Consider the following 12759-nt stretch of genomic DNA (forward strand, 5'->3'; position numbering starts at 1 on the left):
CATCAAGGAGACAACATGACAGGCAATGACAAGAAGAATGCGGCCAGTGCGCCGTTCCGCCCCCTGTTCCCGGTGCGCGGCCTCGCCGACATCCGGCGGCTGGAAGAAACGCCGCTCGAAGAAGCGCTCACGGTGCGCAGCACCTACGAGCTCTTTTGCAATTCCGGCGCGGCCTTCGGCGACAAGACGGCGCTGACCTTTCTGCGCAGCGGCAATCCGGCCGATGAGCCGATCCGCTGGTCGTATGCCCAGCTGCTCGCGGGCATCCACCAGACCGCGAATCTGCTGCACACGCTGGGCGTGGGGCCCCAGGACGCGGTCGCGGTGCTGCTGCCCGGCTGCCTGGAATACCACCTGGCGCTCTGGGGCGGCGAAGCGGCCGGCATCGTGCAGCCGCTCAATCCTTTGCTGACCGACGAGAAGCTGGTCGCGCTGATGACCGCGGCGCGCGCGAAGGTGTTGATCGCCTACGGCTCGGACGCGGAGTCGGGCATGTGGTCCAAGGCGATGCGCCTGCGCGGCCAGGTGCCGACGCTCACCACCGTGCTGCGCGTGGCGCCGCACGACGAAGCACCCGGCGCCGCGGGCGCATTGCCCGAAGGCGTGGCCGGGTTCGACTTGCTGCGCGCAGCGCAGCCGAACGACCGCCTCGTGAGCGGCCGCGACATCGCGCCCTCCGACATCGCCGCCTACTTCCACACCGGCGGCACCACCGGCGCCCCCAAGCTCGCGCGCCACAGCCACGGCGCGCAGGTGTTCACCGCGTGGGCCAGCGTGCAGCTGGCGGGCATGAACGAACACGGCATCTCGATCAACGGCTATCCGCTCTTCCATGTGGCGGGTGTGCTGCCGGCCTCGCTCTCGTCGCTGTCGGCGGGCGTGGAGGTGATCATTCCGACGCCCTCGCTGCTGCGAAACAAGGAGGTGCTGGCCAACTACTGGAAGCTGGTCGCGAAGTACCGGCCGACCTCGCTCTCCGCCGTGCCCACGGTGCTCGCGGCGCTGGCGAACGTGCCGCTCGATGGCGCGGACATCTCATCGATCACCTACTGCCGCACCGGCGCCGCGGTGCTCGCGCCCGAGCTGGCCGCGCGCTTCGAGCGCCTGTTCGGCCTGCATGTGCACGAGAGCCTGGGCATGACGGAGATGGCGGGCATCTCGACCATCACGCCGCCCGGCGTGAACGGGCCCGCGGGCTGCGTGGGCTTTCGCCTGCCGTATTCGCAGGTCCGCATCGTCGCGCTGGACGAGAGCGGCAATGCGAGCGACCGCGACGTGGCGCCCGGCGAACAGGGCATGGTGCTGTTCAAGTCGCCCAACGTGTTCTCGGGCTTCGTCGATCCGGCGGACAACGCCAAGGCCTTCACCGCCGACGGCTGGCTCGCGACGGGCGACCTGGGCTGGATGGACGGCGAGGAGCGGCTGAACCTCACGGGCCGCTCGAAGGACCTGATCATCCGCAGCGGCCACAACATCGATCCGAAGACGATCGAAGACGCGCTCGGCGCGCACCCCGCGGTGCAGCTGTGCGCGGCGGTCGGCGCGCCCGATGCGTATGCGGGCGAGCTGCCGGTGATCTTCGCGACGCTGGTGCCCGGCGCCTCGGCGACCGAGGAAGAACTGCTCGCCTTCACGGCCGCGCGCGTGGACGAAGCGCCCGCCAAGCCCAAGTGGGTGTCGGTGATCGGCGCGATGCCAATGACCAACGTCGGCAAGATCTACAAGCCCGAGCTGCGCGCGATGGCCGCGCGGCAGGTGGTGGCCGCGACGGTCGCCGAGGTGTGCGCCGAACTCGGCGCGAGCGATGCGGCGCGGCCCGCGGTGACCGCCGAAGGCGAAAGCCTCGTACATGTGCAGATCGATGCCGCCGCGGCGGGCGCGCTCGCCGCGACGCTGCAGGAGCAGCTGCAGAAGGCGCTGGCGCCGCTGCCCTTCAAGACGCGCATTGCGCTGAAGTGAATCGCTGCCTCTTCAAGAATTTCTGAAACGCAAGGGAGACAAAACCATGGCCCATTCACGTCGCGCATTGCTGTGCGCTGCCGCATCGACCGCCGCGCTGTTCGCACTGGCACCCGCGCATGCGCAGGCGCCCTACCCCAACAAGCCGATCCGCATGGTCGTGCCCTTCCAGGCCGGCGGCGCGACCGACGTGCTCGCGCGCGTGCTGGGCCAGAAGATGTCGGCCGGCTTCGGCCAGCCAGTCGTCATCGACAACAAGCCGGGCGCGGCCGGCATCATCGGCACCGACGCGGTCGCCAAGTCGGCGCCCGATGGCTACACGCTCGTCTTCTCGCTGAGCAACGCGCTGCTGACCAACGAGTTCCTCTACGAGAAGCTGCCCTACGACACGCAGCGCGACCTCGCGCTGGTCTACCAGGTGGCGATGGGGCCGCTGGTGCTGGTGGTGCACCCGAGCGTGCCGGTGAAGACCGCGCCGGAATTGCTGAAGTACGTCGCGGCGAACAAGGGCAAGGTCGCCTATGGCTCCTACGGCGTGGGCGCGTACCCGCACCTGGCCGGCGCGCACATGAGCCTCACGCAGCAGGCCGACATGAACCACGTCGCCTACAAGGGCGAGGCGCCGATGATGCAGGACCTGATCGGCGGGCAGATCCAGATGGCCTATGCGAGCGCGCTCGTGGCCAAGCCGCACATCGACGCGGGCAAGGTGCGGGCCATCGGCGTGAGCGGCGAGCGCCGCATGGCCGCGCTGCCCAACGTGCCGACGATGGCCGAGCAGGGCCTCAAGGACGAGGCCTACCGCGTGACCGGCTGGCTCGCCTTCGCGGTGCCCGCGAAAACGCCCAAGCCCATCGTGGACCGCATCGCCGAGGAAGTGCGCAAGGCCACGCAACAGCCCGACGTGCGCGAGCGCGTGGCGGCCATGGGCTTCGAGCTGAAGGACAGCTCGCCCGAACTCTTCGCCGCCGCGTGGAAGCAGGAGCGGCCGGTGTGGGAGCGGCTCATCAAGCAATCGGGCGCGAAGCTCGAGTGAACCTCATCTCTCTCAGTTTTTTGAAGGAACAACCATGAAGATTCTTGTACCTGTCAAACGGGTCGTCGATTACAACGTGAAGGTGCGCGTCAAGAGCGACGGCACCGGGGTGGACATTGCCAACGTCAAGATGAGCATGAACCCCTTCGACGAAATCGCTGTCGAAGAGGCCGTGCGTCTGAAAGAGAAGGGCGTCGTGACTGAAGTCATCGCCGTCTCGTGCGGCGATGCCAAGTGCCAGGAAACGCTGCGCACCGCGATGGCCATCGGCGCTGATCGCGGCATCCTCGTCGAAACGACAGAAGAGCTGCAGCCTCTTGCCGTCGCCAAGCTGCTCAAGGCGCTGGTCGAGAAGGAACAACCGTCGCTCATCATCCTTGGCAAGCAAGCCATCGATGACGACGCGAACCAGACGGGCCAGATGCTGGCCGCACTCGCAGACCTGCCCCAAGCCACCTTCGCCTCCAAGGTCGATCTGGCCGCTGACAAGGTCACCGTGGCACGCGAAGTTGACGGCGGCATGGAAACGCTGACGCTCACACTGCCCGCGGTCATCACGACCGACCTGCGCCTCAATGAGCCGCGCTACGTCACGCTGCCCAACATCATGAAGGCCAAGAAGAAGACGCTCGATGTCTTCAAGCCTGAAGACCTGGGCGTGGATGTGAAGCCCCGCCTGAAGACCCTGAAGGTCAGCGAGCCTCCGAAGCGCGGCGCAGGCATCAAGGTGCCTGATGTGGCGACGCTGGTGGACAAACTGAAGAACGAAGCGAAGGTGATCTGAACATGACCGCACTTGTTATTGCCGAACACGACCACGCCAGCATCAAGCCGGCAACTTTGAACACCGTGACCGCAGCCCTCGCTTGCGGCGGTGAAGTGCACGTGCTGGTGGCTGGCGCCAACGCCGCTGAAGCCGCCAAGGCCGCCGCCCAGATCGTGGGCGTCACCAAGGTCATCGCCGCCGACAGCCCGAGCCTGGCCGAGAACCTCGCCGAGAACGTGGCCGCTCAAGTGCTGGCCATCGCCAGCAACTACAGCCACATCCTGTTCCCCTCGACCGCCAACGGCAAGAACGTCGCCCCGCGCGTGGCCGCCAAGCTGGACGTGGTGCAGATCAGCGACATCACCAAGGTCGACAGCCCCGACACCTTCGAGCGCCCGATCTACGCCGGCAATGCGATTGCCACGGTGCAGAGCAGCGACGCCACCAAGGTGATCACGGTTCGCACGACCGGCTTCGATGCCGCAGCCGCCACCGGTGGCAGCGCAACGGTCGAAACCGCTGAAGGCGTTGCAGACAGTGGCAAGAGCAGCTTCGTCGGCCGTGAAGTCACGAAGAGCGAACGCCCCGAGCTGACCGCCGCCAAGATCATCGTCTCCGGCGGCCGTGCCTTGGGCAGCGCCGAGAAGTTCACCGAAGTGATGGCGCCTCTCGCCGACAAGCTCAACGCAGGCCTCGGTGCCAGCCGCGCTGCCGTCGATGCGGGCTACGCCCCCAACGACTGGCAAGTGGGCCAGACCGGCAAGATCGTCGCGCCGCAGCTGTACATCGCCGCGGGCATCTCGGGCGCGATCCAGCATCTGGCCGGCATGAAGGATTCCAAGGTGATCGTCGCGATCAACAAGGACGAAGAGGCGCCTATCTTCTCGGTGGCCGACTACGGCCTCGTGGCCGACCTGTTCGTGGCCGTGCCCGAGCTGGTCAAGGCGCTGTGAGCCGATGAAGACCCGCATCACCGAACTGCTCGGCATCCGCTACCCGATCATTCAGGGCGGCATGCAATGGGTGGGCCGCGCGGAGCTCGCCGCGGCCGTGTCGAACGCCGGCGGGCTGGGCATCGTGACGGCGCTCACGCAGCCCACGCCCGACGATCTGCGCCATGAAATCGCGCGCACCCGCACGCTGACCGACAGGCCCTTCGGCGTGAACCTCACGATCCTGCCCGCGGTGAAGCCGCCGCCGTATGCCGAGTACGTGCAGGCCATCATCGACAGCGGCGTGAAGATCGTCGAGACCGCGGGCAACAGCCCGAAGGATTTCATCGAAGCGCTCAAGCGCCACGACGTGAAGATCGTGCACAAGTGCACCTCGGTGCGCCATGCGCTCTCGGCCGAGCGCAACGGCGTTGATGCGGTGTCGGTCGACGGCTTCGAGTGCGCGGGCCATCCGGGCGAGGACGACGTGCCCGGCTTGGTGCTGCTGCCCATCGCGGCGCGCAAGCTGCGCATTCCGATCATCGCCTCGGGCGGCATCGCCGACGGGCGCGGCATGGCGGCCGCGCTGGCGCTGGGCGCCGAGGGCGTGAACATGGGCACGCGCTTCTGCGTGACGCAGGAGGCGCCGATCCATCCGAACATCAAGGAGGCGCTGGTCAACGCGACCGAGCGCGACACGAAGCTGATGTTTCGCACCATGCGCAACACCGCGCGCGTGTTCCGCAACGCGATCTCCGAAGAGGTGGTGGCCACCGAGAACCGCCCCGGCGGCTGCGAGTTCGAGGAAGTGCGCCCGCTGGTGGCGGCCGCGCGGCGCTGGAGTCGGGCGAGGTGCATAACGGTGTGGTGTCGGCCGGCCAGTGCATCGGGTTGATCGACGACATTCCGACCTGCGCGGAGCTGATCGAGCGCATGGTGCGCGAGTGCCGCGAGCACCTGGAGCGGGCGCGCGGCTGGATGGGCTGAGTCCTTCTGCTCGCATCCGGGGCGCGCTCAGGCCGACGGGGCACCTTGCTCCGCGAATGTCCCCCGGCCTTCGGCCTCCTCCTTTATTTCGCTGCGCAAGGCACCCCATCGGCCTGAGCGTTCAGCGCAGTTGCGCACTGGGACCGCATGGCCCCTGAGGCACGCGCGCGGCGCGCTGCGGAAGCTGCATTTGTTGGCGATTGCCGAGACTTCGTGCGGCATGGAACGGCCACTGCGCCGGGCTCTTCTCTAAAGTGGATGCCCCTGTCACTCGATATCCCACCAAGGGAAGAAGAAAGGCGCAACACACCCACCCACCGAAATGTTTGAAGGCTGCTTGCCTCGCGGCAGGTTGTCGGTGCGAAAGCAGCGATGCAAATGCGAGGTATCAAAAGGCGACGGCCAGGGTGTTACTAGCACCCCAGCCGTCTAACCAAGTTCGTGCACAAACCTCTAAAGGACCGCACAAAAATGGCTACCAAGACTATAGCCCGGCGTCGCACGCCGGTAGCTTCCGAAGACAACGCCCAAGACCCGGCGGATCGTCTCGAAAACACCCTCTCGCAACTCGAAGCTCTTCTGTGGATCTGCCACGGTGAAGAGATCAACTGGTGCAGCGGTGACGGGCCTCGACAACTGGACAACCTGCTCTGGCTTGCAGCTGACCTTGCTCGCAAGGCTGGGGAGCTGTTTCAGTTGAGCGAGAAGGCGCGACGTGGAGCGCCTGAGACTGGCGGTTAGCGGCTGGTCTGCGGGCCGCGGGTATCGCGGCCCGCCTGGCAACCAGGCTCTTTGGGATGCGACGGCTGAAGCCTTCGTGATGGAGAGAATTCGGTTCGGTTGAGGCTGCTTGTAGGGTAGGCCTCGGCGGCAGCCACGTGTTCCATGCTGATCGTCCACGGACAACGAGAGCATCCGCTTTGCAGCGATTGCCGACATCCCTCGGCCTCGCGCGAATGGGTACTATCGGCCACAACCGGTCATTCGGCGTGCCGACGCAACGGGGCATTTGCGGTTACTAGCGCGCCGCCAGGTTGACACGCGCTGCGAAGCCAAGAATTGGGGCATGAATGCTTGAGCATCATTTCGACAAATCTGTGAGACGCATCGTTGAGCCGGTCGTAGCACCCTGGGGTTTTACGACTGGTGACGGGCGTGGCTGCACTTTCCATCGGCAGGTGCACGATGACCTGTTCCATTTCATCCACTTTTCGCAGCGGTCGAGCGGTATTGAGTTTGAGGTATGGGTCTTTCCCGGTACGCCTTTGCTCGGGCCCGAACAGTGGGCTCGCTTCCCAGACTTCGTGGGCGTTCCAACGGGTCGGGCCGCAGGCCTCAATGCGAAGCTCGGGGTGGGCGGCGGTGCGTCTCGTTTTCCCTGCAGAGATAGCAAAGTTCTGGACGTCGCGCTTTCGCGGGCAGCTGTGCCGGCACTGCAGATCCATGCTCGTCCCTACTTGGCCAACTTCCAGTCACTGAGGGACCTCGTTCCGGCGTTGGAGCATCCCCAATGGGCGAGCCTTCTCGTCCCCGGGGCAGGACGGCTGACCGGCATGGCAAATAAGGCGCTCTCGGCCCGCGACGTGGATAGCAGCGCTTCGACTACAGTCGGCCAGAAGCAGACTCTCCGCCGCAACCATCGCGGGACTCGATGAAGCAATCTGAACTAGATAAAAAAATCAACGCTTACCTGAAGCAGGAAGGCAAGGCGCTCGGATGGAAGACGAAAGGCTCCAGCGCGTTCCGCGTAGAAGGCAAGATGTTTTTCTCGCTCTTGGTTTCTGGCAGTGCGAAGGAAGACGTGCTGTATCGCAGGCTATCTTGCAAGCCAATGGCGTTCGACTTGGAGCTATGGCGAATCTTGGGCATGACGGCGAACTTGCAGGCGCCGTTGGGCCTTCGCACTGACGGTGCGTACACGTTGTACGGCGTTTCGCTGAATGAGGGCTCCATCGCGACTCCCAAATGGAGCGAAGAAGGGCTGCTGAACGCGAGTCGTGGATGCCTCGTGGAAGCGGAAGCCTGCATCAAGTCCAATCACCACCTGCGCAGCGACGATGCGTTCATGGAACTCGGAGAAGCCTTCAATCTGTGCATCCTGAAAAGCGTGCCGAACACGGCGTGGAACTTTTGGAAGGAGCGCTTGATTCACCATGTTCTCAAGGGAGAGAGAGACCAAGCAATGTCGATTGCTGAAGATCGCATCGCCGCTAGAGATTCGGGTGGCTTCATCGTCGGTGGGCAAACCTTCTACCAGCTCTCGCAGCGGCAACTGAAGGGTCACGCTGCATCAGTCGGATGACCGCAATGGGCCATTTCTCGACGACGTGAGCGGCTACAGTCGGCCAACAGCAGTCGTTGACTACCGATTCATGAACTACGAACGGTCTCTGTGGGCCTTATGTGCAGTTTGACGCGGTACATGCTCGTGCCACTCCTCGTCTTTTCGGTAGGCGCGTCTGCGCTTGCGAACGACTTCGCAGAGGCGGAAACGCTCAGAAAGGCCGGCTTCTACAACGACGCATTTCCGATCTATATGCGCCTCGCAGAAGCCGGCGATGCGCCTGCGCAAAATGCTGTCGGATTGATGCTTCAGGGGGGATTGGGAACACCCGAGAACATGGAGGCGAGCTTCGGCTGGCTGAAGCGATCCGCAGAGCAAGGGTACACACCTGGGCAAGCGAATCTCGGTGCAGCGTACAGGTTTGGGCGAGGCACCCCGCAAGACTTTGAAGAGTCCATCCAATGGCTGCGCAAGGGGGCGAATGGAGGATCGCCAACCGCGATGTACAACCTTGGCGTGATGCTCCATCAAGGAAGGGGAATACAGGTCGACGATGTAGAGGCTTTGAAATGGTTTCTACTGGCGCGCGAGTTTGGGCACAAGGATGGAGCGCACAACGTGACGGCTACTGCATATCTTGTCGATAGCGCCGGTCAGAAACGAGCCGAGGATGCCGCGAATGATTGGCTTGGCATGTATCGGAAGAAGAGGAATTCACCCCCAGCGGGGTCAGAGCAATAGAAGCCGCAGCCATGGGAACGGGCGGCTTTGGAGAAAAGCGTACAGCCGCTTGGGGCCGATCACGACGGCAGCGCGACCGGCTACAGTCGGCCACAACCGGTCAGTCGCGCCGTGGGACAAAATCCGGCCACCACCAGACATCTCATGGAAGCAGCCTCTTTATCAAACATTGACGCAATTCGGGCAGGTGTCGCCAAGGTCTCCGGGGATTTCACGGTCGCTTTAGAGTCGCTGGGCTTCAAGCGGACCAAGAAGATGGTCTGGCTTCGGCAACGGGGTAATGTTGTCGAGCGCATAGGAATGCTTCGTTTGGGTGCGACGGGGCCGGCACTGGATGCGTCAGTCCGCCTGCGCCTTATTTTTTCCGTCGATGACCTCAGCGGGCAGCGGTTGACGAGCGGACCGGATGATGGATTGATCTACGGTGATCACCTGAGAGATTCCGACGGTCGCGGATACCACCTCAGGTTCAACGCTTCTTCGTGGAGCACCTATGACAGGTGTGTAGCGGACCTGACCCGTATCGTGCGGGAGCAAGGGTTGCCCTGGTTCGATTCGCAGCAAGATGCAGCCGCCAATTAGGCGGTGCGGCAGACGCACGCGGGAACGTCCGCTTTGGCGTAACTCGTAGCTCTACTAAGGGCCCCTTCGCGAAGGCAGAGCCACCGGCTACAGTCGGCCAGAAGCGGACGTTCAACTACAACCACCCAAAACGACCTACACATGAGTTCTTTGACCTGGGACGACCTGTTCGTCGACGCGGCGCTTCTCGACTTCAACGGCCTGCTCGCGGAATGGCCGGGAAAGGTCACAGGGCAGGTACGACTGATTGGAGCATCTGCGTTTGGCGACCTATTCTTAGAACGCCGCTCCGGCGAGGTCATGAAACTGGACATGCTGGATGGCGACGTCCACCTCGTTGCTGACGACTTCCAGCGCTTCTCTGAACTCATGAACTCGCGCGAGTGGCAGCAGGAAAACCTGCTGAGTGAGGGTGTGGCTCTCCTCAAGGACAAAGGGGTGCTTCGCGGGAAAGGTCAGTTCTACGGCTTTGCTCCGCACCCCATCTTCACCGGTGCAATCGACTGGTCGAAAGTGATGCCGCTTGATGCCGTTGTTTGGAACTCGATATGTGCGCAGTCTGTGGCGAGTGCGGCGACGCCATAGATGGCTACAGTCGGCCACAAGCAGACCTACTACCGACACATGCACCTCGACGGAAAACTGAATCGCATCAGGCGCGACGGATACGAACGCACTCTCGAGGTCGTTGTCGATGGTTGGGCCGTTTATTGGGTTGGGGCCATCGAGTTTGAAGAGAAAAATAGCGAAGTTGAGCGTTTCGTGGAGGGAGGTGAATTTTCCTCTCAGATCAAGGTTCAATTTGTCACCGAGATCCGTCCGCAAGTTGCTTCAGCGCGCCACTCGTTTGAGCAACCTATCGCTTCGTCGCCCCACTGCCAGATCGCTACCACCGTTCTCGATAGTCCCGACTCCTACAGCTTCCGTTGTTCAATCTCAGAAGGCGGGCCGGCTATTCTTGTCGAAACGGAGAAGGCTCACTCCTTAAAAATGGGAGAAGCCATTGAGTTTGCCGGTGAACTCGCTGTACTTGAGATCGACGACTGAACGTCTGCTTTGGAGAATGACCGAGGACTGCTTCGGGCCCGAAGGCGACGGTCAGACGTCGTGACTAAAAGACAGCTCGCAGTCTGAAGCGAACATTGAGCGTAGTCGTGCCAATGTCGAGCGCAACCGACACCAACCCTTCGGACTTCTGCTTGTTCACCGCCCGTCTCTCACGAACGCTCATCAGTACGCCCCCGCACGTCCGCCTGCAATCCGCCAAAGCGGTCGAACCGCCAATCCCACAGCCGCACTCATCGTGCACAGGGCGTCGGGTGCTCCCCGCAGCGAAATAAAGGAGGAGCCCGAAGGGCGGGGGACATTCGCGGAGGGGAGTACCCGGCGCCCTGTGCACGCGCCCCTAATGCGCCTTCGCGCAAGCCCCAAAAGGGAGAGCCCAGCTAAGGAAACCCCCGATACATGAATGGTCATCGACCCTCTAGCATCGGCGGCTGCTCCCCCTTGTCGAGGTGTACGGACCGCGTCCCGGCGTCCGCCCGGTGACATGGCGCCTGCCTCACCTGCCCTTCCTGCGATGACAACTCCTCCCGAGTCCGGCCCCACGCTGGACGCCGCCAGCCCCCTTCCCCCCGACATCGAAGCCGCCGACGAACCCACCAAGGTGCCGCTCGCCATCGAAGACTGGCTCACCGTCATCATCATGGGCGCGCTGGCACTCATCACCTTCGCCAACGTGCTGGTGCGCTACTTCACCAGCTCGTCGTTCGCGTGGACCGAGGAGTTCTCGGTGTTCCTCATGATCATGCTGGCGCTGGTGGCCGGCTCGGCTGCGGTGGCGCGCGACCGGCACATCCGCATCGAGTATTTCTCCGAGAGCGGCTCGATGGCGCGGCGCAAGCGCCTCGCGCAATTCGGCGCGCTGATGATCGCGATCCTCTTCGGCCTGATCGGCGCGCTCAGCATCCGCATGGTGTGGGACGACTACCGCTTCGAGGAAACCACGCCGGGCATCGGGCTGCCGGCCTGGTGGTATTCGATGTGGCTGCCGATCGTGTCCTTCGCCATCGCGGGGCGGGCCATCGGCCTGATGGTCCGGCGCGGGCGCAAGACGAACTACGCGTCCGACGACAGCAGCAATAACAAAAAAGGCGACGCCAAGTGATCGCCACCCTGCTCTTCGTCGCCTTCGTGCTGATGATGCTGGTGGGCGTGCCCATCGGCGCCGCGCTCGGCCTGGCGGGCGCCGCCTGCATCGCGCTGGCCAACAGCGACGCGCAGTGGTTCGGCCTCCTGGCCGTGCCGCAGAACTTCTATGCCGGTCTCGGCAAATACCCGCTGCTGGCCATTCCGATGTTCGTGCTGGTCGGCTCCATCTTCGACCGCTCGGGCGTGGCGCTGCGGCTGGTGAACTTCGCGGTCGCCATCGTCGGGCGCGGCCCGGGCATGCTGCCGCTGGTGGCGATCGCCGTGGCGATGTTCCTCGGTGGCATCTCGGGCTCGGGCCCGGCCAACGCCGCCGCCGTGGGCGCAGTGATGATCGCGGCCATGTCGCGCGCCGGCTACCCGGCCGCGTTCTCGGCGAGCGTCGTGGGCGCCGCTGCGGCCACCGACATCCTGATTCCGCCTTCGGTCGCGTTCATCGTCTACTCGGTGCTGGTGCCCGGCGCCTCGGTGCCGGCGCTGTTCGCGGCCGGCATGATCCCCGGCATCATGGCCGGCCTCGCGCTGATGATCCCGGCCGTGTGGCTGGCCCGCACGCACAAGATGGGCGCGCTCGAGGCGACGCTGCCGCGCCCGCCGTTCTGGAAGAGTTTTCGCGAAGCCATCTGGGGGCTCGCCGCGCCGGTGCTGATCCTGGGCGGCATGCGCGCAGGCTGGTTCACGCCGACCGAAGCGGCGGTGGTCGCGGTGTTCTACGGGCTCTTCGTGGGCATGTGCATCCACCGGACCATCAAGGTGCGCGACCTCTTCGTGATCCTGCGCGAGTCGGGCGAGCTGTCGGCGGTGATCCTCCTGGTGGTGTCGCTCGCGGGCATCTTCGCGTACTCGCTCTCGACGCTGGGCATCATCGATCCGGTGACGCGCGCCATCGTGAATTCGGGCCTCGGCGAATACGGCATCCTGGCGTTGCTGATCCTCCTGCTCATCACCGTGGGCATGTTCCTCGACGGCGTGTCGATCTTCCTGATCTTCGTGCCGCTCTTGCTGCCCATCGTGCAGCACTACAAGTGGGACCCGGTGTGGTTCGGCGTGATCCTCACGCTGAAGGTCGCGCTTGGCCAGTTCACGCCGCCGCTCGCGGTCAACCTCATGGTCTCGTGCCGCATCGCCAAGGTGCGCATGGAAGAGACCGTGCGCTGGGTCGGCTGGATGCTGTTCTCGATGTTCGTGGTGATGGTGCTGGTCATCGCATTCCCCGAGCTTGCGCTCTGGCTGCCGCGCAAGCTGGGCTACTGATTTTTTTCGT

12 protein-coding genes and 1 pseudogene are annotated in these 12759 nt (G+C 64.1%); all 13 read left to right on the top strand.

Going from position 1 to position 12759, the window contains the following annotated elements; translation table 11 throughout:
- Positions 1–15 precede the first annotated feature (15 nt).
- Complete coding sequence (locus JC881_RS13835) at positions 16–1959, top strand: acyl-CoA synthetase (RefSeq protein ID WP_198786280.1); 1944 nt, start codon at positions 16–18, stop codon at positions 1957–1959.
- A gap of 46 nt (positions 1960–2005) precedes the next feature.
- Positions 2006–2995: a Bug family tripartite tricarboxylate transporter substrate binding protein gene (locus JC881_RS13840; RefSeq protein WP_198786281.1), complete on the top strand. Its 990-nt coding sequence runs from the start codon at positions 2006–2008 to the stop codon at positions 2993–2995.
- A gap of 34 nt (positions 2996–3029) precedes the next feature.
- On the top strand, positions 3030–3779 hold the full coding sequence (locus tag JC881_RS13845; RefSeq protein WP_198786282.1) for an electron transfer flavoprotein subunit beta/FixA family protein: 750 nt from the start codon (positions 3030–3032) through the stop codon (positions 3777–3779).
- 2 nt (positions 3780–3781) lie between these two features.
- Positions 3782–4714, top strand: a complete 933-nt coding sequence (locus tag JC881_RS13850; protein WP_198786283.1) for an electron transfer flavoprotein subunit alpha/FixB family protein — start codon at positions 3782–3784, stop codon at positions 4712–4714.
- A gap of 4 nt (positions 4715–4718) precedes the next feature.
- Positions 4719–5680: pseudogene (locus tag JC881_RS13855) on the top strand (NAD(P)H-dependent flavin oxidoreductase).
- A gap of 471 nt (positions 5681–6151) precedes the next feature.
- Entirely contained in the window at positions 6152–6421 is a 270-nt protein-coding gene (locus JC881_RS13860) for a hypothetical protein (protein ID WP_198786284.1), read from the top strand.
- Between the two features lie 910 nt (positions 6422–7331).
- Positions 7332–7982, top strand: coding sequence for a hypothetical protein (locus tag JC881_RS13865; protein WP_198786285.1), 651 nt, complete (start codon positions 7332–7334; stop codon positions 7980–7982).
- 120 nt (positions 7983–8102) lie between these two features.
- Complete coding sequence (locus JC881_RS13870) at positions 8103–8705, top strand: tetratricopeptide repeat protein (RefSeq protein WP_233101772.1); 603 nt, start codon at positions 8103–8105, stop codon at positions 8703–8705.
- Between the two features lie 144 nt (positions 8706–8849).
- A complete protein-coding gene (locus JC881_RS13875; RefSeq protein WP_198786287.1) occupies positions 8850–9287 on the top strand; it encodes a hypothetical protein in 438 nt (145 codons plus the stop codon).
- A 141-nt stretch (positions 9288–9428) separates the two neighbouring features.
- Positions 9429–9872 carry a hypothetical protein gene (locus JC881_RS13880; RefSeq protein ID WP_198786288.1) on the top strand — a complete coding sequence of 148 codons (444 nt, stop codon included), beginning with the start codon at positions 9429–9431 and terminating at the stop codon, positions 9870–9872.
- A gap of 39 nt (positions 9873–9911) precedes the next feature.
- On the top strand, positions 9912–10334 hold the full coding sequence (locus JC881_RS13885) for a hypothetical protein (RefSeq protein ID WP_198786289.1): 423 nt from the start codon (positions 9912–9914) through the stop codon (positions 10332–10334).
- 532 nt (positions 10335–10866) lie between these two features.
- Positions 10867–11454 (top strand): TRAP transporter small permease, encoded by a 588-nt coding sequence (locus tag JC881_RS13890; protein ID WP_198786290.1) that lies wholly within the window; start codon positions 10867–10869, stop codon positions 11452–11454.
- Positions 11451–12749, top strand: a complete 1299-nt coding sequence (locus tag JC881_RS13895) for a TRAP transporter large permease (protein ID WP_198786291.1) — start codon at positions 11451–11453, stop codon at positions 12747–12749. The genes JC881_RS13890 and JC881_RS13895 overlap by 4 nt, the downstream gene beginning before the upstream one ends.
- Positions 12750–12759 lie beyond the last annotated feature (10 nt).

The organism is Variovorax sp. IB41 (genome assembly GCF_016405905.1).
Taxonomy (GTDB): domain Bacteria; phylum Pseudomonadota; class Gammaproteobacteria; order Burkholderiales; family Burkholderiaceae_C; genus Variovorax.